Origin of the sequence: Halomonas sp. ALS9, from assembly GCF_001651035.1 — a bacterium.
GTDB lineage: Bacteria > Pseudomonadota > Gammaproteobacteria > Pseudomonadales > Halomonadaceae > Vreelandella.
Genome location: NZ_LXRG01000201.1, coordinates 157802 through 176436, shown reverse-complemented (window position 1 = coordinate 176436; position 18635 = coordinate 157802). Strand labels below are relative to the sequence as shown.

The 18635-nt window shown below is 55.7% G+C and carries 20 protein-coding genes; 10 read left to right on the top strand and 10 right to left on the bottom strand.

Annotation, left to right across the window (positions count from 1 at the left end):
* Window positions 1-2 precede the first annotated feature (2 nt).
* The 6 genes from A6R74_RS18655 (at window position 3) to A6R74_RS18640 (ending at window position 3995) form a co-directional block, all read left to right on the top strand.
* Complete coding sequence (locus A6R74_RS18655) at window positions 3-743, top strand: NAD(P)H-flavin reductase (RefSeq protein WP_064235971.1); 741 nt, start codon at window positions 3-5, stop codon at window positions 741-743.
* 60 nt (window positions 744-803) lie between these two features.
* The gene (locus tag A6R74_RS23270) at window positions 804-932 is read left to right on the top strand and encodes a hypothetical protein (protein WP_007111697.1); all 129 of its coding nucleotides are present in this window, start codon (window positions 804-806) and stop codon (window positions 930-932) included.
* 396 nt (window positions 933-1328) lie between these two features.
* Complete coding sequence (locus tag A6R74_RS22830; protein ID WP_165603400.1) at window positions 1329-1490, top strand: hypothetical protein; 162 nt, start codon at window positions 1329-1331, stop codon at window positions 1488-1490.
* Between the two features lie 2 nt (window positions 1491-1492).
* The gene (locus A6R74_RS18650) at window positions 1493-2590 is read left to right on the top strand and encodes a 3-deoxy-7-phosphoheptulonate synthase (RefSeq protein ID WP_064235970.1); all 1098 of its coding nucleotides are present in this window, start codon (window positions 1493-1495) and stop codon (window positions 2588-2590) included.
* A 79-nt stretch (window positions 2591-2669) separates the two neighbouring features.
* Complete coding sequence (locus tag A6R74_RS18645) at window positions 2670-3182, top strand: DUF3087 family protein (RefSeq protein ID WP_064236090.1); 513 nt, start codon at window positions 2670-2672, stop codon at window positions 3180-3182.
* Between the two features lie 45 nt (window positions 3183-3227).
* Entirely contained in the window at window positions 3228-3995 is a 768-nt protein-coding gene (locus A6R74_RS18640) for an MliC family protein (protein WP_064235969.1), read from the top strand.
* Between the two features lie 22 nt (window positions 3996-4017).
* On the opposite strand, the gene A6R74_RS18635 is transcribed toward A6R74_RS18640, so the two are convergent.
* Window positions 4018-5088: a metal-dependent hydrolase gene (locus A6R74_RS18635; RefSeq protein WP_064235968.1), complete on the bottom strand. Its 1071-nt coding sequence runs from the start codon at window positions 5086-5088 to the stop codon at window positions 4018-4020.
* Between the two features lie 129 nt (window positions 5089-5217).
* On the opposite strand from A6R74_RS18635, the gene gloA reads away from it, so the two are divergent.
* The gene (gene gloA / locus A6R74_RS18630) at window positions 5218-5658 is read left to right on the top strand and encodes a lactoylglutathione lyase (protein WP_064235967.1); all 441 of its coding nucleotides are present in this window, start codon (window positions 5218-5220) and stop codon (window positions 5656-5658) included.
* A gap of 108 nt (window positions 5659-5766) precedes the next feature.
* Window positions 5767-6228 (top strand): META domain-containing protein, encoded by a 462-nt coding sequence (locus A6R74_RS18625; protein ID WP_064235966.1) that lies wholly within the window; start codon window positions 5767-5769, stop codon window positions 6226-6228.
* A 22-nt stretch (window positions 6229-6250) separates the two neighbouring features.
* Here A6R74_RS18625 and A6R74_RS18620 read toward each other — a convergent pair whose 3' ends face one another.
* On the bottom strand, window positions 6251-7390 hold the full coding sequence (locus A6R74_RS18620) for an FAD-dependent oxidoreductase (protein ID WP_064235965.1): 1140 nt from the start codon (window positions 7388-7390) through the stop codon (window positions 6251-6253).
* 32 nt (window positions 7391-7422) lie between these two features.
* On the bottom strand, window positions 7423-8817 hold the full coding sequence (locus tag A6R74_RS18615) for a GGDEF domain-containing protein (RefSeq protein WP_064235964.1): 1395 nt from the start codon (window positions 8815-8817) through the stop codon (window positions 7423-7425).
* Between the two features lie 165 nt (window positions 8818-8982).
* On the opposite strand from A6R74_RS18615, the gene A6R74_RS18610 reads away from it, so the two are divergent.
* A complete protein-coding gene (locus A6R74_RS18610; protein ID WP_276204812.1) occupies window positions 8983-9378 on the top strand; it encodes a transcriptional regulator in 396 nt (131 codons plus the stop codon).
* A 39-nt stretch (window positions 9379-9417) separates the two neighbouring features.
* Here the strand turns inward: A6R74_RS18610 and A6R74_RS18605 are convergent, their stop codons facing one another.
* The 7 genes from A6R74_RS18605 to A6R74_RS18575 form a co-directional block, all read right to left on the bottom strand.
* On the bottom strand, window positions 9418-11580 hold the full coding sequence (locus A6R74_RS18605) for an FAD-dependent oxidoreductase (RefSeq protein WP_064235963.1): 2163 nt from the start codon (window positions 11578-11580) through the stop codon (window positions 9418-9420).
* An 89-nt stretch (window positions 11581-11669) separates the two neighbouring features.
* Window positions 11670-12281, bottom strand: coding sequence for a TIGR04282 family arsenosugar biosynthesis glycosyltransferase (locus A6R74_RS18600; RefSeq protein ID WP_064235962.1), 612 nt, complete (start codon window positions 12279-12281; stop codon window positions 11670-11672).
* Window positions 12271-13005, bottom strand: coding sequence for a TIGR04283 family arsenosugar biosynthesis glycosyltransferase (locus A6R74_RS18595; protein ID WP_240488269.1), 735 nt, complete (start codon window positions 13003-13005; stop codon window positions 12271-12273). The genes A6R74_RS18600 and A6R74_RS18595 overlap by 11 nt, the downstream gene beginning before the upstream one ends.
* Window positions 12992-13654, bottom strand: a complete 663-nt coding sequence (locus A6R74_RS18590) for an ATP-binding cassette domain-containing protein (protein WP_064235961.1) — start codon at window positions 13652-13654, stop codon at window positions 12992-12994. Before A6R74_RS18590 ends, A6R74_RS18595 begins: the two co-directional genes overlap by 14 nt.
* Window positions 13651-15333, bottom strand: coding sequence for an ABC transporter permease (locus A6R74_RS18585; protein WP_082906747.1), 1683 nt, complete (start codon window positions 15331-15333; stop codon window positions 13651-13653). The genes A6R74_RS18590 and A6R74_RS18585 overlap by 4 nt, the downstream gene beginning before the upstream one ends.
* Window positions 15334-15336: 3 nt before the next feature.
* Window positions 15337-16554 carry an ABC transporter substrate-binding protein gene (locus tag A6R74_RS18580; protein WP_064235960.1) on the bottom strand — a complete coding sequence of 406 codons (1218 nt, stop codon included), beginning with the start codon at window positions 16552-16554 and terminating at the stop codon, window positions 15337-15339.
* Window positions 16555-16584: 30 nt separating this feature from the next.
* Window positions 16585-17628 carry an aminoglycoside phosphotransferase family protein gene (locus tag A6R74_RS18575; RefSeq protein WP_064235959.1) on the bottom strand — a complete coding sequence of 348 codons (1044 nt, stop codon included), beginning with the start codon at window positions 17626-17628 and terminating at the stop codon, window positions 16585-16587.
* Window positions 17629-18086: 458 nt separating this feature from the next.
* On the opposite strand from A6R74_RS18575, the gene A6R74_RS18570 reads away from it, so the two are divergent.
* Window positions 18087-18611 carry a GNAT family N-acetyltransferase gene (locus A6R74_RS18570; RefSeq protein ID WP_064235958.1) on the top strand — a complete coding sequence of 175 codons (525 nt, stop codon included), beginning with the start codon at window positions 18087-18089 and terminating at the stop codon, window positions 18609-18611.
* The last annotated feature ends 24 nt before the right edge of the window (window positions 18612-18635 follow it).

The following is an 18635-nucleotide window of genomic DNA, read 5'->3' as shown; positions in this document are numbered from 1 at the left end:
TCATGAGTGCAAGGACGTTGACGTGCCAAGTCACCGAGGTTGAGAATTTAACCCCTGATGTGTTTGGTGTGACGCTTACCGGCCGCGCCGAAGCCATGCAGCATGCGCCGGGGCAATATTTAGAGCTTAAGCTGGACGACACAACCTGGGTGCCGTTTTCGATTGCTAGTGCCGATCGCAGCGATGGCGTCATTGAGCTGCATATTCAGCACTGGCCGGAGCGGGATAACTCAGCGCGGCTGCGTGAACTGCTACAGGTCGCCAATCAGCTTACGCTGCGTTTGCCCGGTGGTGAGTGCGTGCTTGATAGCGAGAGTGAAAGGCCGCTGCTACTGGTTGCTGCAGGCACGGGTTTTTCGCAGATGAAAGCTATTGTCGAGGCCGTTCTTGCACACCAGCCGACGCGCCCCGTTGACCTTTGGTGGGCAGCCCGCGAACACCGCGATCTTTATCTGGAACAACTGGCCAGCCAGTGGGCACAAACCCACGCCAATATCTGCTTTCATGCGGTAACCGAATCGCCCTTGGAAGAGCCCATGGCTGTGGGGGAGCGGATTAGCCATCATCTGGGCCGTATTGATCAGGTTTTGAAAAGCGCTGATATCACCCCAGACACCCACGACGTTTATCTCTCTGGGTCGCCCAACATGGTGTACGCCTGCCTGGATGTGCTCGACATGAAAGGCATGAAGCTTGAGCGGGTGTTTTCGGATGTGTTTGCCTACGCGCCGCGATCTACTTAATATGGCGTTAGATTTTTGACATTCCCCCCTGATAAAGCGTTGATAAAAAAGGAGGCCAACATGGCCCATCACGACGAAAACTTTAAAGACGATTCTGGATTTCTGTCCATCTTTCTAGGCTTGGTAGTGTTGGTTAGCATGAGCGCGTTGCCTGCGACCATTGGCTGGGTACAAGCTTTTAGCGGTTGAGTGTTGCCATTTGCAACGCTTGCAGGCAGGATAAACCACAATGCCATGGCGGCAACCTGTCAGACCATTGACTGGTTTAGCTATTGCCAGCGGAACTAACAGAATCTAACGGAAGATGGGCATGCAGCGACTAACCAACCCACATACAGTGAACCCGCAGCCAGAATTGGCCAGCGGCTTCGCGTTTTATGGGTATTGGTTTAGCCACGGTGTGCCCCTGGCCGACGCCTAACGTCGCGCCAACAGGCACACCATCCGGTTGCCTGCCGCAAGCACAGAAGCCCCGGTCGGTAACCCCGCCGGGGCTTTTGGCGTTTTGGGACCTAGTTATTGTGAAACATGGCTACTGTTGGGCTTAGAGAATTATTCATCATTTTTTCATTAAGGAGCAGCATCATGATCTATCGCGCACTGACTAACGCATTCGCTACCGCCTTTGTGGGTTATGGCTATAGCTGGCGATTTAGCGACGCGCGGTCGGTGCTAGCTGCCACCTCCGACCGTGTTCACTTGGGTGGTCACACAGCCATACGATGTCACACGATTGCGGAGAGTTAATCATGAATGCACCTATCAGCCCTGTTATTAACACAACCATTGTATCCACTGCCCACGCGACTGCCCGACTAACGCCTTCAGCGTCTGAGTCCACTGCAAAGCGGCTGCCTACCCCCGCCGAGCTGCGTCAACGTGTCTCGTTAAGCGACTCGCTTAGCGACCAAATTGCCCACCAGCGCCACGCTGTTCAACAGATTTTGAGTGGACACGATGACCGTCTCCTCGTGGTGGTCGGCCCCTGTTCCGTACATGACCCCGATGCAGCGCTTGAGTACGCCGACCGCCTGTCTGCGCTAAGTGATGAAGTGAGCGAGCATATTTTGCCGGTCATGCGCGTCTACGTTGAAAAACCGCGCACCACCGTGGGCTGGAAAGGGCTGGCCTACGACCCAGGCCTAGATGGCAGCGGTGATATGCCCCGCGGCTTGGCGCTCTCCCGTGAGCTGATGCACGCAGTAGCCGCCCGCGGCCTGCCCGTCGCCACCGAGCTTTTACAGCCGATGCTGGCGCCCTACCTAGACGATTTACTAAGCTGGGTTGCGATAGGCGCACGCACCACGGAGTCGCAACTGCACCGTGAGCTGGCCAGTGATCTGTTGGCAGCGGTGGGGTTCAAAAATGCCACCAGTGGCGACGTACAGGTGGCGATTGATGCCATGAGTGCGGCGGCCCACCCGCACCAACGTTTCGCGGTAGATGCTCACGGCCACCCGGTCGTTCAGCAAACCGCGGGCAACCCGCATACCCATGTGGTACTCCGCGGGGGGCACGGAGAGCCCAACTACCAGAGCCAGCACGTGCGCGCGGCGACCACTGCGTTGCGTAATGCCGGACAAAATCCACGGCTGATGGTGGATTGTAGCCACGCGAACGCACGTAAAGATCACCGCCGCCAGAGTGAAGTGATGCTGGATGTACTGGCGCAGCGTCAGGCGGGTGAAGCCAATCTGGTTGCGTTAATGCTGGAAAGCCACCTGTTTGAGGGCAAGCAGCCGCTCAAACCTGGCGCCATGCGCTACGGCGTTTCGGTCACCGACGCCTGTGTCGGTTGGGAAACAACTGAACATCTGCTTAAAACAGCGGCGGAGCGCTTGGCGTAATTGCATTTGTAACGCTATTACTTGTTTGCCCTGGTCAGCCCCGTATCATAAGGCTTTTGCAGAAATGATGAGGCTGGCCATGGTATTTACCTTAGAACATCACGACCCCGAGACCTACCGCCGTAAAGCCCGCATGATCAGCTTCGCGATGGCGGGGCAATTGATTATTTTTGGCCTGCTATTCTCAATGCTGCTTACCTCCACCTTTGGCAGCAGCCTATGGCTCAATGCCCTCGGCGTGCTGCTTGGGCTGCTGGCCACGAGTGCGCTATTCGCCGTGCTGCGTGAGCGCCCCTGGATGACGGAAGTGCGCTACGTCTGGCAGCTAAAACATCACCTATCGCAAGTCAGTGGCTACCTTTCGCAACTGCGCAAAGCGGTGGAAGAGAACAACCGCACGGCGCTGGATCTACTCACTTTCTATCATCAGGGAATGGCGCAGCTGGCGGAGCTTAATGGGCGCACCACCGACGATGACGCCGAACGGCTAGCGGAAAAAATGCAGGTTAAAATCAAACGAGAAGAGTTGGGATTGCCCCCGCAGGTAGAGAGTATCGATACGCATGACCTGCAGGCGTTCAAACGTGGGTAAGCCGATCAGTATGCAATAGCAGCCGTTTTACAGGGAGCACGATGTATGAATACGTTAAAAACATGGGGTGGTGCCATCGCCGCTGCCGGTGTGGTGGCGGTGCTCGGAGGCTGCGCCGCAACCCCCTCCGCAGAAACGGCACTTTCCACAGAAACTATAGCCTCTAAAGAAACTGCCGCTGCTAACCAAGCAACGCTGGATAACCGAGCGCCTTTTCTGCCCTCGGCACTATTTCCCGGCTCAGCTTCACACTTTACCGCTTGGCAATGTGAGCCTGCACAACAGAACCTAGTAACCGCGACCAATGCCAACGACCTGCGCCTATGGTCGTTGCACGGCGCATGGCGCCTACCCCAGGCAATCGTGGCCAGCGGCGCGCGCTATCAAGACGGAGAGATTAGCTTCTGGAACCGGGGTGACAAGGCGCTAGTAGAAACGCCTCGGGGGCAACTGAAGTGTTCTCAGGCCGAGCAGCGTGATGCCTTAACGCGCACCGAAAAGCCCGGTGTTATGTTCTTTGGCCAGGGCAACGAGCCAGGTTGGACGGTTGCGCTAGCGAATGATACGCCCACGCTGACGATGGAGACGAACTATGGTGAAGAGCGCCTTCAGCTGCCCTATATGGTTAGCGTTATGGACAATGAGGCAGGCCGAGTTGTGATTGAAAACGCCGACGTGGAGCCCTTTTTCCGCGTGCGTATTGAAGCCGGTGCCTGCTTTGACAATATGAGCGGCAAGCCCTTTCCCGCCCGCGTTACGCTGACCTATGGCGGAGTGCAATATAGCGGCTGTGGCCAAGGTATTGCTCCCTAATCAAATCTAATAAATAGGCAGCTCAGCAACGGTAGACAACATGCTCGGCTCGCCACTCTGGCGGCACAAAGTCGCTGGCGCACAGGGCTGAGGTGTTGCCAGTGGCGCGAGAGGCAAGTCGCGATAGCGTTTCCAACTGAATAGCGCGAGTGCTCTCCACTTGTTCGCTCACCGCCAGAGGGCGCCAGCGATCATTTTCTAGCGTTGCCAGGGTAAAGCCAAACGGATGAAAACCAGGGAAGCCGAGTCGAATATCGGTGGCGATCAGCGTCTCTTTCCCGTCCAAAAGCTGTGTTTCATAGCGCAGGAAAGGCCCTGTAAACCACGTTAAGCGCTGTCCTTGCTGGCTGCTCAGAGCGAACTCCTCTAATTCAGTGTTACGCACTAACGGCTCAAAACGCGGTTGATGGTCGCCATCAAACACACTGATTAGGCTTTCATAATAGCGATCCCCATCGATCACCGTGGCACGCCATAGCACGATATTGAACGGCGTTGGCTGTATCAGTAGGGGCGCCTCCTGCAGACCCTGTTCCGCCAGGGCCGGGGCAAGCCGTTGTTCTACCAATAACTTCGCACCCGCTGCCATCACTAGGTAAACACTCGTGATGGCCAGCCCCCATGTGCAGGCTTTACGTACCCGCTGAGAGATTAATGCGATCCCTAAGGTGAGTAACAACGGCAGCGTATAGAGCGGATCGATAATAAAAATAATCGGCCACGCGGCGGGGGAGAGGTCAATCGGCCAAAGTAGCTGGGTACCGTAAGTGGTCAGCGCATCAAGTAGAGGATGGGTGATCAGAATAAGCGTAAAAAAGCACCACCAACGGGGCAGGCTAATATCCTTTGCGGGAGCAAATCGCGTACATAGCAGCGCCAACAGGGTAGCTAGCCCTGTGAGTACAAAAAGCGAATGGCTAAAACCGCGATGCTCGGTGACATTGGCTACGGCATCGCCATAATCCAACGCGACATCAAGATCTGGCAGGGTGCCCACTATGGCGCCGATAAGGATGGCCTTGCGGCCAAGGCGTCGGCCTAATACGGCACCGCCAATGGCTGCGCCGAGCGCGGCTTGAGTGACTGAATCCATAGGTTTCTCCGACGGGTAAACCCAGCTAAGATAAATGGTATTGTTTAATTATACAGCGTTGCAGCGGTTTATTTCTGCTGTCACGTTTTTGTAAAGTATGGCAAAGGTGTTTTTCTCTCAGGAGTCGATATGCAATATCTACATACTATGGTGCGTGTCAGCGACCTAAAGGCTTCGCTGCATTTTTACTGCGATCTACTGGGTCTTAAAGAAGTTCGCCGTAAAGAGAATGAGAAGGGGCGCTTCACTCTGGTATTTCTGGCCGCACCAGAAGATGCGTCACGTTCAGAGCGGCTGACGGCTCCGGAACTTGAACTGACTTATAACTGGGATCCCGAAGAGTACACCGGTGGGCGTAATTTCGGCCACCTAGCCTACCGGGTAGATGATATATATGCGCTCTGCCAACACCTTCAGGATAATGGCGTGACGATTAACCGCCCACCTCGTGATGGCCATATGGCGTTTGTTAAATCGCCGGATGGCATCTCTGTAGAGCTACTGCAAAAAGGCGATGCCTTGGCGCCGCAAGAGCCATGGGCCTCAATGGAAAACACCGGTAGCTGGTAAGGGCTCGTCGTTAAGCGCTTGTTGTTAAGAACTGTTTTTAAGAACTGTTTTTAAGAACTGCTTTTTTAAAAACCAGCGGGTAATCGTTTAAACAAGGGAAAAATCACCATGACCATGAAAGGTTGGCGTTTACTGCCACTCTTAGCTTCGGCTGCACTGCTGTTAAGTGCGTGTAGCAGTGCGCCAGGGCCAAGCACTGCGCCGCAATCAGGGCCAAGTGACGCCTCGCTATCGGGGGCTATCGTTGATCAGCGCTGGAACCTGCTGTTAGTGGGCACCGATGAGCGGCTCTCCATGCCGGAAACGCCTTTTTTCCAGATATCTCGCGATGGCAGTGTCAGTGGCCACGACGGCTGTAACCGCTTTACCGGGCAAGTCACCCTGGGCGAGAACCAGCGTATTGAGTTTGGCGATCTAGCCACCACTCGCATGGCGTGCCCGCAAATGGCCAATGCTAAACGGGTCACGGATATGATGGAGACCGCCTATCGATACCTGATTGACCATGACCGGTTAGTCTTTTTTGGCCCAGACAGCCGGGTCTTAGGCGGTTGGCGCGAAGGAAACTAGCTGAGCCAGTTAGTCCTCAAAATTAGTCCTCAAAAGGCGGATTGAAGCGGGCAATAAAGCGCGCGTCAATCCGCTTTTTCCATTCCCATACCCACTTTCCTGATACCCCAAAGCCGCCCCGGCTGGCAATGGCGCGGCGATCGCCGGTACCAATCAGCGCCAATACGCGTTTGGGGGGGTGCCAGGGGGCTAGCGGCTCACCGCGGCAGACGAGGCGCAGGTTGTTCGCTAAGTGTGGCCCCATGCGCACTGCATATACACCCGCATTGGGCAGCGCTGGAGTAAATCCTGCACAGTCGCCAACGGCAAAAATATTCGGCTGGCCGGTGACTTCCAGTGTGTTTTCTACGCGGATAAAACCGTGTTTATCCAACGGCAGCGGGCTGTCTGCAAGCCAAGGGTGGCCAACCGCCCCGGTTGCCCACAGCACAATATCCGCATCGAGGCGTTTATCGTTCTGGGTTGCGACGCCACCTTCAATCAGTGTTTCTCCGCGCTGTTCAAAGTGAACGGTAATAGCAGCTTTGGAGAGCGCTCGCTTTATTAGCCAGCGAGGCAGGTGCCCGGCACCTGGCAGCAGTTCGTTAGCGGCGCTGAGTAAGTGCCCCTGCCACTCAATATCCGGGCGCTGTTGGCGCAACTGAGCCAGTACGCTCATTAGCGTTTCACAGCCTGCGGCGCCTCCGCCAACGCCCATCACCCGTTGGGTGCCGCCGTTAGGTAAATGGCTAATCTCGTTTTGCAGTGCCAGCCAGCGCTGGTGCAAACTGCTTAATGGGCGCATGGCGAGTAGCTTGGGGAGGCTCTCTCCAAGCTGCTGGGGAAGCGTCAGTGTCGAGCCGATATTGAAGGAGGCTACGTCAAAATTAACGCACTCGCCGTTCGCCAGTGCTACGTAACGCGGCTGAGTGCTGATCATGCTCGCTGGGGAAAGAATGAGTCGAGCGTTGGCTCTTTGGCACAATGCCGCCACGTCGATTTGTGTCTCACGCAGCGTACACTCTCCCGCTAACCATGCTGGTACGCTGCCGGAGTAAGCCGCTAAAGGATTATCGCTAACCACGGTAATCGCGATGTTGGGTTCAGGCTTTTTGGCAAAGGCTTCGAGTACAAGGGCGTGAGCATGGCCCGCACCAATCAGTAATAATTGCTGCATGGGCATCGCCTATAGAGAAGCAAGGTGCTATTGGATGTTTAGCAGACAAAGGCTTGGTTTTTACCCGCCATTTTGGCTAGATACATACCTTGATCCGCCCGTTCAAATAGCTGTCGAGGCTGGTCGCCGGGCTGTAATAGGGTCAGACCGATACTCACCGTTATATGGTCGGCGATGGGGAAGCTGTGTTGCTCCACGCTGCGGCAGAGACGATTAGCCAGCTTCAAGCTGGCGTCTTGGTCAAGTTCCTTGGATATGATGACGAACTCTTCGCCTCCCCAGCGACCAAGGTGGTCATCAGCTCTCAGGGTCTGCTGCACTAACTGCGCTATATCACACAAGATATCATCACCGATGGCATGCCCATAGGTATCGTTAATATTTTTAAAATCATCAATATCAAACATCAACATGGCGAAACTGACTGACGAATGGAGCAAGTCCTCAATCACCAGTTCTGTATAGTAACGGTTCCAGCATTTTGTTAAGGGGTCGGTATGGGCCAGACCCTCAAGACGTCGATTAGATTTGGTGAGCTGACGATTAAGATGAACGACTTCCAAGGCAGTGATGGCTACTGCCAAATCGTCGGCCAGCTCAACCACCATGGAAGCTTCCCGCGGCATCCAATAACTTAAGGCGTCTTGAAGCGTCGTATTAGTAACCAAAGCGGGGAGGAGAGGCTGTTGGCGAAACAGCACTAGCCAGCCTAACGAGGCATTCGCAACGCAGAGATGGGTCGCCAAGCCCCCTTGACAACTGCCGGTTAGCTCGGCGATTTCGTTATGGGTGCTCTGGTGGTTTAACTGCTCTAGCTGATGAAATAACTGGTGCTTAGAGGGGTATTCGCCATAGCAGTGTAGATCGCCCTGATAAGCTAGCGCGATGCCTTCGGCCTGAAAAATATCGCACCAGCTAGCGCCATGATGGTGCAAAATATCATCAATGGAAGTCAGTCGTTTAATATCCCTGGAGAGTAATTTGCGGCGCGACTTTAAACCTAACTGACGAGTGGCCATACGTTCCGCTTTTAACAAGCGTAAGCGTTGGGAAGCAATATCGATGAGTAGCTCGATCCACTTGCCTGGCCCTGTGTAGTCTGCAGGTGGATGCCCAATATACCCCCACACTTCATGCTCACCATTTAGCTCGTACAGTTGCAGCTCTGAGGCGGTTAGATCGTCGTAACAATGAATCGCGAGCAGTTCGTGATGGGTGGCGAGGGCACTTTCCAACGGATAGCAGTACGCCAAACGAAGGTTTCCTGTGTTTAAGCGGCGATAAAGCGCGATCGGTTTAGCCTGTGTGAGCGCATGTAGTGTTTTGGCTAGCAACTCAAAAAGTTCCAGCGGAGTGGCCGAGCTGCATAGTAGCGCCAGCTCATGACATAGGTGGTCAAGATTTTGCACCGATGGAGATAGTGTGCCACTCATCCTGAATGACTCCTCAAGCGCCGCGCTTCAGCGTTTAGCATAGCCACTCGCCCGCAACGGCTATGCGAAAACTCAAAATTGAATTAATGATTCAATCAAAAGGTGAACCGTTATTCAACTATTATTGAACAATCGCTTCACATTGGCGGCATGAATGAAAAAATCATGTTCGCCGAACGCCTAAAAGCGTCGCTAGAAGCAGCCGGTTACGAAGCGCGGCCGTCAGTGCTTGAGCGGGAATTTAACCTTCGCTATTGGGGAAAGCCGATTACGTTTCAGGCCGTGAGGCGCTGGCTGCGCGGTGACTCAATCCCCAGTCAGGATAAGCTCCAGGTATTGGCCCGCTGGCTATTAGTCGATCCGCATCACTTGCGCTACGGCGACAGCAGTGCCTATACCGTCAGCGAGCCAGCCGCAAGCTGGGACATTTCCTCGACCAATGAAGAGCGCCAGTTGCTGTCACTCTACCGAGGGCTCCCCGCTGCCCAGCGTAGAGTAGTGCGCGAAATCATTGAGACTTTTGCCAAAGCACACCCGTCGACTGATGACCCAAACGATTAACTGTGCACGTTTTTCCTAGTTATAATTTAATTTGATTGGCTAGGTATCAGTTTCTTTAGCCGAGATCTCTCCACGCCGCCAATTGAAGTAGCGCTTCAATAGCTTGAGAACCCGTTCGGGTTTGTGGGCGTTTTTCCATACGCCAGCGATGGCTTTGGCTGCCTCACCCAGGGTGGGGTAAGGGTGAATGGTACCCAGCAGTTTATTGAGCCCGAGCCCATGCTTCATAGCGAGGGTGAATTCACCCAGCCATTCGCCAGCATTTTCCGCCACGATAGTGGCGCCAAGGATTTTATCTTTGCCTGGCACCGTGAGCACTTTGATAAACCCCACGGTGGCGTCTTCGGCAATGGCGCGGTCGCTTTCTGCCATGGCATAGCGGGTAATTTCATACTCAATGCCTTTTGCCTTGGCCTCCTTTTCATTCAGCCCGACTCTTGCGACTTCCGGTTGTACATAGGTGACCGCGGGCATATAGCGATAGTCCACCGCAAAGCTTTTTAATTCACCAAACAGCGCATTGACCGCCGCGTGCCACGCCTGGTGAGCCGCCGCATGGGTAAGCTGGTACGGCCCGGCCAAATCGCCGCAGGCCCAGATGTTAGGTAGGCGGGTTTGCAGCCGTTCGTTAAGCTCTAAAATGCCCGCTTGAGTGGTGGTAATACCCAGTTCGTCAAGACCTAAGCCTTCCACATTGGCTTGTCGGCCCACGCTAACCAGCAGGTAGTCAAAGGGCAGTAGCTTGCGCTCTCCGTGATGCTCCACGACCAGTTGGTAGCCAGCATTGTCGTTGAGCACTTCCAGCGCCTTGGCGTCGGTCATCACTGTCACACCCTCGCTCGCTAGGGTGTTTTCGACGACCTCGCCGACATCCTGATCCTCTCGGCCCAGCAACTGGGGCATGCCTTCCACCAGGGAAACTTGGCTACCCAGACGGGCAAAGCTCTGGCTTAGCTCGCAGCCAATGGCGCCGCCGCCAAGCACTACCAAGCGGTTGGGCAGTTCTGTCAGTGACCATAGGTTTTCAGAGGTGAGCACGGGAGCATGTTCAATACCCGCTAGCGATGGCACCTTGGGGCGGGCACCGGTGGCCAGCACGATATGGCGGGCGGTGAGGCGTTTTTCGCCCACCTGAACTTCCCAAGGCGAGGTCAGCTTGGCGTGATCTTGGTACACCTCAACGCCTAAGCCGTTATAGCGTTCTACGCTGTCGTGGGGTTCGATAGCGCTAATCGCCTGTTTGACATGGCCCATCACCTTGGCAAAGTCGATCTGTGGTTCGCTAGCGGTCACGCCGAAACGATGCGCGGTGCGAATTTCATGGGCGGCGCGGGCTGCGCGAATAAGCGCTTTGGAAGGCACGCAGCCAGTATTCAGGCAGTCGCCGCCCATTTTATGTTTTTCTACCAGCGCGACTTTGGCCTTAACAGCGCTGGCGATATAGCTGGTCACCAGTCCTGCCGAGCCGCCGCCGATCACCACTATGTCGTAATCAAAGTGCGCTGGGCGGGTAAAGCCCTGGTAAGCCTTACGCTTTTGCACTAACAGCACGATCCTTCGGGCGATCCAGGGGAAGATAGCGAGCAGTAAAAACGACGCGATGAGCGTTGGTGAAAGAATGCCGCCCAGGCTCTCTAAATCACCTAGCTGGCCGCCCGCATTCACATAAATAGCAGTGCCGGGCAGCATGGCGACCTGGCTTACCCAGTAAAATGTGACGGTTTTGATCTGCGTGAGGCCCATCACCAGGTTGATCATAAAAAAAGGAAACACCGGCACTAAGCGCAGGGTGAAAAGATACAGGGCACCGTCGCGCTCGACACCGCGATTCACAGAGGCAAACTGGCGCGGAAAGCGCTTCTCAATGGGTTTTTGAAATAAAAAACGCGAGAGTAGAAAGGCCAGCGTGGCGCCCATTGTGCTGGCAAAGGAGATGATCAATAACCCCCATCCCAGGCCAAAAAGCGTGCCCCCCAGTAGTGTCAGCAGCGTGGCACCAGGAAGCGATAGCGCGGTGATAGTGACGTAAACGGCAAAAAAGAGGCCTGCCACCTGCCACGGGTGTTGGTTAAACGCCGCTTGAAAGTCGCTTTGGTACGCCTTGATGGTCTCTAGCGTGAACCATTGATGGGCGCCACTAAGGAAAAACACGCCAATGGCTGCGATCAGTAGCGCGGCAATAATTAAACGTTGTCGGGTCACAATAAAAGCTCCAGCGCTAAGAGATAAGCATAATGAGAGATGCTAACTGAGTGGTAAGAGAACCCGTTTCCTTACACTGGAGTGGCTAGTCAGAGGTTTTCTGACGCTTTCCAGCGCTGCCAATCCTCGGGGCGATCTACGTCCCAGATGATCGCCGGGTAAGCAGCGTGCAGCCCCAGCGCCTTAATGCGCTGCTGTGTGGTGGTCAGCACGCTTTGGGTGCCCCATGGGATATCGGCAAACAACGCAGGGTAGTCTTGTCGGGTGCCGACAAAGCCATAGCCGCCATCTTCAGCGGGTAAAATCACCACATCATGGCTTGCCAGCTGCTGCGCGCAGGTAGTAATCAGTGTGCTGGTAATACTCGGGCAGTCGCTGCCCATCAGCATGGCAGGCCCTGGCGTGCTGTTCAGAGCATGGCGAACCCGTACGCCTAGATCGCCGTCTGGCTGGGGGATTAACGTTAAGCCAAACTGCTTGCGAAGCTCAATAAACAGCGGGTGTGCGTGATCAAGCGCCGTCCACAGCGTGACTTTTTCCGCAGGCAATGCTTCGCAGGCATTGGCGACGCAGTGGCGTACCAGCTCCGCATGGGCGTTGGCGGCGCCCTCTGCGCCCAGTAAAGGCGACAAGCGCGTTTTTGCTTGCCCCGCCAGCGGCGCTTTGGCCAGCAGGTGCAGGTGGGGCATTTCAGCGGGCATCACGATACTCCTTAGCGAGTTGGGTTGCGCTAACGCCGCGCCAGTAGCGGTAGCGTAGCCGCCACATCAGACGGATCGTTTTCCAAGCGCCGACTTGATCCCAGCGCCTGCCCGAGCTTATCACTTTCGTCGCTAGGCAGGCGGGGCGCGATACCTGTTTGAGCCGTTTAGACAGTTCAATATCTTCCATCAGCGGCTGCTCGGGAAAGCCTCCGACTGCTTTGAAAGTGCTCGCGCGCACAAAGATACCCTGGTCGCCGGTGGCAATGCCGGTCAGCCGTGAGCGCTGATTCATCATCCAACTCACCACGGGCAGCCAGCGGCTGCGGCCTGAAAGCTGAATAGCAAAGCGCCCCCAGGCGTGGCGGTTAAGTGCCCGCGTTATCTGTTCAACGGCATCGTCGGGCAGTTGAGTATCGGCATGCAGAAAAAGCAGCGCAGGCGCTCGGGCATGCTGGGCCCCCAGGTTCATTTGCACCCCTCGGCCGGGTGAACTGCCGAATACGCGGTCAGCCAGCGGCGTGGCGATGCGAACGCTGTCGTCGCAACTACCGCCATCGACCACAATCACTTCCACCTGTGTCGACAGGCGCTGGGCGCGTAGCAACTGTAGCGGCACCAGTGCGGCCTCAATACCGGCAGCCTCGTTAAGCACCGGTATCACGATGCTGAGTTGAGGCGCCTTTTCAACCGAGCTCTTAACCGAGTTTTCAACCGAGTTCAATCACTGGCCCTCCCGCTGTCTTGGCATCCGCGTGGTCATGGGTGACCAGTAGTGCGGGCAGGCCTGCTTCGTGCAGTTGACTAAATACCAGCGTGCGCATTTCCTGGCGCAGCGCCGTATCCAACTTGGAAAACGGCTCGTCCAGTAGCACTGCGCGGGGCTTGGAGAGCAACAGGCGCATCAACGCCACCCGCGCCTGCTGGCCGCCAGAAAGGGTAGCCGGGTCGCGCGCTTCAAAGCCTGCCAGCCCCACTTGTTCAAGCGCTTGGGTGACCTGCTGGCGTTTATCGTGAATCTGGCGAGGTAGCCCAAAGCGCAAGTTGCCGCCTACGCTTAGGTGCGGAAACAGCAGTGGATCCTGAAATAACAGTCCGATGCCGCGCTTTTCAGCAGGCAGGTTATCCAGGCGCTGATCATCAAGGAAGAGCTGGCCCTGGGCTTTAAAGGCGGGCGAGAGAAAACCCGCCAAGTAAGCCAGCAGGGTTGATTTGCCCGAACCCGAAGGGCCCATCACGGTTAATACTTCCCCTGGCTGAATAACGCTGTCGATAGCTAGCAGCGTCTCGCCATGCAGCGAGATAGTTAGTTGCTTGATGTGAAGTTGCTTGGTGTGCAACTGATGGGTGTGAAAATCAGCATTCGCGGTCATACCACTCCTCGCATATTGCGCCGCTTCGCCCACACTAAACGCGGTACCAATAGCGCCAAGCTAAAGCCGATAAAGGGCAGCAGTGCCTGCAGTAACGCCAGTACGGCGATTAGGCGTCGGTTGCCGCCGGAGGCCATGGCAACGGCCTCGGTGGTAATGGTGGGAACGCGCCCGCCGCCCAGCAACAGCGTGGGTAAATATTGGCCAATACTCACTGCTAAACTAACCGCGCAGGCGGTAAGCAGAGGGGCGAGCAGCAGTGGCAGTCTCACCCGCCAAAAAGCCCGCCAGGGCCCCACACCAAGCGAGTGGGCAACCTGCACCCAGCGTGGATCCAGACGCCGATAGGCTTCGGACAGCGACAGATACAGATAAGGCGCCACAAACAGCAAGTGGGCCGCCACTACTAACGCCAGCTGGGGGCGAACGCTAATACTTTCTGCGGCGACCACTAAGCCAAACAGAAAAGCGACTTGAGGCACGATAAGCGGAAGGTAGAGCAGCCACTGGGAGCGGCTAACCGGTAAATGGTGGCGCACCGCGTTCTCAAGGGTTGCCACCACCAGCACGGCGGCAATCAGGGTCGCGGCTAGACCCACGCTAAGCGTATTCAGCAGCGGAGTCGTCACACTGGGTAGAATGCGCTGCCAATGATCCAGGGTGAACGTGCCAGGGAGGGCGTCTGGGAAGCGCCAAAAACCAGCCATTGAAAAGATCACCAATCCCCCAATCGCGCTAATGGCCAGCAGTGTTGAGGTTGCCAGCAACACACGGCCGCCAATGGCAATTGCAATAGAGCCAGTGTTTCGCGACCCATTGACCAGCCAGCTTTGACTGACCCACTTGACGCACTGCTCGCCAAGCCACCAGGTCAAGAGTGCGGCCAGGGAGACCCCGAGCTGCAGTACTGCACCGGCGGAAGCCATATAGCGGCGTTCCAGATCGGGGTCGTTGAACCAGCCAAGAATCGACACGCTCAGCGTGGGGGGGAGCGTTGGGCCGAGAATCATCGCCATATCGACCACCGAGGTGGCGTAGGCAATCACCGCATAGACTGGCAATCGAATTAGCGGATATAGCACCGGGAGGACACTTTTCAGCCAGGCAATATTCGCTGAGTAGCCCAGCGAACGTGCCAGTGTGACGCGCTTTTCAGTATCCAGCTGGGGCAGCGCCGCTAGGCACATCAAAAGTAAAAAGGGCACTTCCTTGAGCACCAGCCCTGCCATCAGCGCTAAGCCCATGGGGTCATTGACGATAAGCAAGTCTGGTGGACGCTCCCAGCCGGTTAACCCAGGAGAGAACCAGCGAACGACCAGCCCGGAAGGGGCGATAAGAAAGGCTAAGCCAAAGGCCACTGCTGCGTGGGGAATCGCCAGCAGCGGTGAGACCAGCCGCCGAATGCCGCGGTCTAGCCAGGTGCCGCGGCTGGCCGCCAGAAACAATACCACGATAGAGAGCGCCACCAAGGTGGTGATCAGCCCGCTTGCGTAACTCAGCAATATTGAGCGATGTAGTCCGGGGCGCTGCCAGAGGTCATACCACGCTTCAAGATGGAAGGTCTCACTGCCGAGTACCGGCAAGTAACCAAATGCCGGAAGAATAACCATCAGCAGACCGGCAGCTAAGGGCACTACCAGCACGCTGATTAATAGCCATGGGGCCAGGCGAAGCAGCATCGACTAGTTCACATAGCGGTTTTGCCACGCCTCGGCCAGGGCATCGACCCAGCTCGGGTGTGGCTGGCCAAGCACTTCGCCAAGCTCGTTGGGCGGCAGTGTGGCGATGCCTAGATCAATGTCGTCGAACAGGGCACGCTCCTCTGCGGAGAGCTGCTCTATGGATAGAACGGTGTTACTTCCCCATACCGCGGGGTCTTGTTTTTCCGCTTGAGCTTCGGGCGACATCAGGTAATTGGCGACTACCATGGCGCCCGCCTTGTGTTCGGCGTTGTAGGGAATCGCCATAAAACTCATATTGCCAATCATGCCGCTGTCGTGAACGTAGCTGCGTACCGTGTCGGGAAGCTCATAGTTGGCGATAGCACCTGACGCTTCCGTGGTGCTGAACGAAAGCGCGATGCTGATTTCGCTGTCACCCATCAGGCTGCGCAGATCGGCACTGTTGGAAGGGAACGCCCGGCCAGAGCGCCATAGATGGGGGTGCAGTTCATCCAGGTACGCCCAAAGTGGCGCGGTGGCGGCTTCAAAATCCTCTTCTTGCATCGGTGCGTAGAACACCTCGGTGTTATCGCTCAGCTCTAACAGCGCCTGGGTAATAAACGCATTGCCCAGGAAGTTGGGCACCTGCGGGTAAGTAAATTCGCCGGGGTTCTGCGCAGCCCACTCCAGAAGTTCCGGCATGTTGTCGGGGTGCTCTTCTACCAGCGCCGTATCGTAGTAAAACACCACCTGGGAGCTGCTCCAAGGCGATTCCAGGCCGTCTACGGGAATAGTCCAGTCGTAGCGCACTGCTGGGGTGTTGTCCGGATCGGTGAGCGGGTAGTTGGGCAGAGACTCTGCCCAAGGCCCAAACAGCAGGTCGTTGTTTTTCATGGCGGCAAAGTTCTCGCCGTTAATCCAGATCATATCCACGCTGCCGGCGTCGTCGTTGCCCGCCTGCTTTTCCGCCAGCACACGTGACACGGCTTCCGAGGTATCGCCGAGTTTGACGTGAACCAGGTCGATGCCATAACGCTCATCGACCTGTTGCGCCACCCACTCAATGTAGGCGTTGGTGCGGGCTTCACCGCCCCAAGCATTCCAGTAAACGGTTTGGCCCTCGGCTTGTGCCACGACGCTTTGCCAGTCGTCCGGATCAGGGCTAGCCATGGCCGGAAGGGTAAGGGCTACCAGTGTGGTGGCGATAGTGAGATTTAAGGGGTGACGATTAATCCGCATTGCATATCTCTTTTGTAGGAGGCACAAGCGTTATAGAGAGGCTTGTAAGCACTGAAGCTCGCTATGAACGTGATCAATAATGGGCAGCGATAGATAGTGCTCAACGCGGTCGCGTACGTGGTCAATCACGGCGGGGTCGGTGAGCTCTGCTGACCAATCTTCTCCCTGTTGCTGGGCATCTTTAGCATTTAGGTGCTGGGCGCGCCATTTAGCGCACCAGGTCAATGACCACAGCCAGGTAGCGCGGCGGCAGGCGACCAGGGTGTCGGTATCGGGTGATTCATTCATGGCCGCTTGCCAGCGGCGGTAAAAGTGAATCACGTCATTCAACGATAGCACCGCCTGGCTGTTTACGTCCCAGGTGGTGGAGGTGTAGAGGCTGGTGTGGGCGAGATCAATGCCTGGCAGGCCGTAGCGACACTTTTCTAGATCCACCAACACCGCGCGGCCATCGTCGCGGATTAAGAAGTTGCCAGGGTGGGTGTCAAAGCTGATCAGCGTCGCGGTTTCATCGTTTAACCGGGGCGGAAGTAAATCCAGCTCCTGCTTAATCCGCTGAGTTACTTTACTCGAAAGCTGTGCATCGCCTAGCCAGTTAGCCTGCTGGCGCACTTCATCCACCATTGCCTGCCACGGGTTTTCTGGGGCCAGCAGCGGTGCCTGCGCCGAAGCATTAGGTAGTATTTGGCGATGCAGGCTGGCCAGGGCGTCCGCGATGGCGGGAAGGTCGTCGGGTAGTTGCGCCAGACGACCACTGATAGCCTCAACCAGTAGTCCGCCCCGAGGCAATGCCTCACTGGGTGGTAGAGTGTCATGAAGCTTCGGCGTGTGCCCGCCAGGGCTAGAGCGCTGGTAACAGGCGGTCTGATAGGCAAGGTTCTCTTCCGGCGGCAGGTTCATCTGGCTCTGCTTTGGCAGCCGTGCCACCCAGTCATCGCCGTCGCTGCGATGAAGCCAGACATGATCGTGGGCAAGCCCAGTATCCGCCATCGGGGTAAGCGCTTGGTAGTCAATTCCAGCCCGCTTTAATTCGCTTGCCAGCGCCTGCAAACGTGCTTCAGTTGGTATTGGCATAGAGCAATCCGTGTCGTTGCTGAATCAGCGATGCCACTTAGTGGCTGTTCTTGTACCAACCTTACACCTTTGGTAAGAAAATGTGGTTAGGGCACGGTGGAATAGGACGAGAATGCTTAGATGGGATAAGGTGTTGTCGTCGGGTTTTTGTAATGCTTATGTGTAGCTGTATCTAAGCCGATTTGATTGTGGTGTCGCGTCGCTTAACGATTTTTTGATTCAAAAGGCGCGTAATAGCCTAAAGAATAAAGCCTCGATAACCTATGTCATTTGCCTTGCTGGTGCTGATCAAGTGGTGGGCTATTATTCATTAAGCTTTGGTGCTGTGATGCAATCCTCTCTGTCTAAGGCTCCGCAGCGTTACATGCCCGACCCCTTTAGCAGTGTTAGGGCGTTTGGCTCTGGATCTTTCGATAAAGGTCAGCGGATTGGGCGCTGTATTTCGGAAACTCACGACCATGTGTGAAATTAACATTAGTGTATTAACGCGACACGATTGGTCGCGTTATAAATCGGTGCGGTTAAACTCGCTTCAGGATTCACCTGACTCTTTTGGCTCAACTTACCAGCAGGAAGTGGCACTTTCAGATGCTGAGTGGCAGTCCCGCTTGGATTTGAAATGGCGAGGGCTGGAGGCTCTGCCATTAATTGCTGAGCTAGAGGGCCAGTCGGTTGGCCTAGCCTGGGGGGTAATACATGAGCCTGATACGAAAATTGCCCATATTTACCAAATGTGGGTGTCACCTGCAGTGCGAGGAAAAGGTATCGCCAAGGCTCTTCTGGGTAACATAAGTACGTGGGCTTTAAACAAAGGGTGTGAGTGTATAAAGCTCACGGTAACGACTAGTAATGCAGCTGCAGTTGGTTTGTATGCTTCGTCTGGATATCTTCCAACGGGGCCGCTTGAAGAGCTCCGGGCTGGTTCGTCGCTGATGGTGCAGCCAATGGTTAAACGGTTGGTTTCTACTGCTCGGTATTTGTGAAAGTTACCCTGCATAAAGAGCGAC

What these genes read in the sequence shown, in the direction of transcription:
- A6R74_RS23270 (WP_007111697.1), top strand. Translation starts at nt 804, where the DNA reads ATGGCCCATCACGACGAAAACTTTAAAGACGATTCTGGATTTCTGTCC.
- A6R74_RS18590 (WP_064235961.1), bottom strand. Translation starts at nt 13,654, where the DNA reads ATGACCGCGAATGCTGATTTTCACACCCATCAGTTGCACACCAAGCAA.
- A6R74_RS18655 (WP_064235971.1), top strand. Translation starts at nt 3, where the DNA reads ATGAGTGCAAGGACGTTGACGTGCCAAGTCACCGAGGTTGAGAATTTA.
- A6R74_RS18620 (WP_064235965.1), bottom strand. Translation starts at nt 7,390, where the DNA reads ATGCCCATGCAGCAATTATTACTGATTGGTGCGGGCCATGCTCACGCC.
- A6R74_RS18645 (WP_064236090.1), top strand. Translation starts at nt 2,670, where the DNA reads ATGGTATTTACCTTAGAACATCACGACCCCGAGACCTACCGCCGTAAA.
- A6R74_RS18585 (WP_082906747.1), bottom strand. Translation starts at nt 15,333, where the DNA reads ATGCTGCTTCGCCTGGCCCCATGGCTATTAATCAGCGTGCTGGTAGTG.
- A6R74_RS18570 (WP_064235958.1), top strand. Translation starts at nt 18,087, where the DNA reads ATGTGTGAAATTAACATTAGTGTATTAACGCGACACGATTGGTCGCGT.
- A6R74_RS18580 (WP_064235960.1), bottom strand. Translation starts at nt 16,554, where the DNA reads ATGCGGATTAATCGTCACCCCTTAAATCTCACTATCGCCACCACACTG.
- A6R74_RS18650 (WP_064235970.1), top strand. Translation starts at nt 1,493, where the DNA reads ATGAATGCACCTATCAGCCCTGTTATTAACACAACCATTGTATCCACT.
- A6R74_RS18635 (WP_064235968.1), bottom strand. Translation starts at nt 5,088, where the DNA reads ATGGATTCAGTCACTCAAGCCGCGCTCGGCGCAGCCATTGGCGGTGCC.
- A6R74_RS18615 (WP_064235964.1), bottom strand. Translation starts at nt 8,817, where the DNA reads ATGAGTGGCACACTATCTCCATCGGTGCAAAATCTTGACCACCTATGT.
- A6R74_RS18625 (WP_064235966.1), top strand. Translation starts at nt 5,767, where the DNA reads ATGACCATGAAAGGTTGGCGTTTACTGCCACTCTTAGCTTCGGCTGCA.
- A6R74_RS18575 (WP_064235959.1), bottom strand. Translation starts at nt 17,628, where the DNA reads ATGCCAATACCAACTGAAGCACGTTTGCAGGCGCTGGCAAGCGAATTA.
- A6R74_RS18610 (WP_276204812.1), top strand. Translation starts at nt 8,983, where the DNA reads ATGTTCGCCGAACGCCTAAAAGCGTCGCTAGAAGCAGCCGGTTACGAA.
- A6R74_RS18640 (WP_064235969.1), top strand. Translation starts at nt 3,228, where the DNA reads ATGAATACGTTAAAAACATGGGGTGGTGCCATCGCCGCTGCCGGTGTG.
- A6R74_RS18600 (WP_064235962.1), bottom strand. Translation starts at nt 12,281, where the DNA reads ATGCCCGCTGAAATGCCCCACCTGCACCTGCTGGCCAAAGCGCCGCTG.
- A6R74_RS22830 (WP_165603400.1), top strand. Translation starts at nt 1,329, where the DNA reads ATGATCTATCGCGCACTGACTAACGCATTCGCTACCGCCTTTGTGGGT.
- gloA (WP_064235967.1), top strand. Translation starts at nt 5,218, where the DNA reads ATGCAATATCTACATACTATGGTGCGTGTCAGCGACCTAAAGGCTTCG.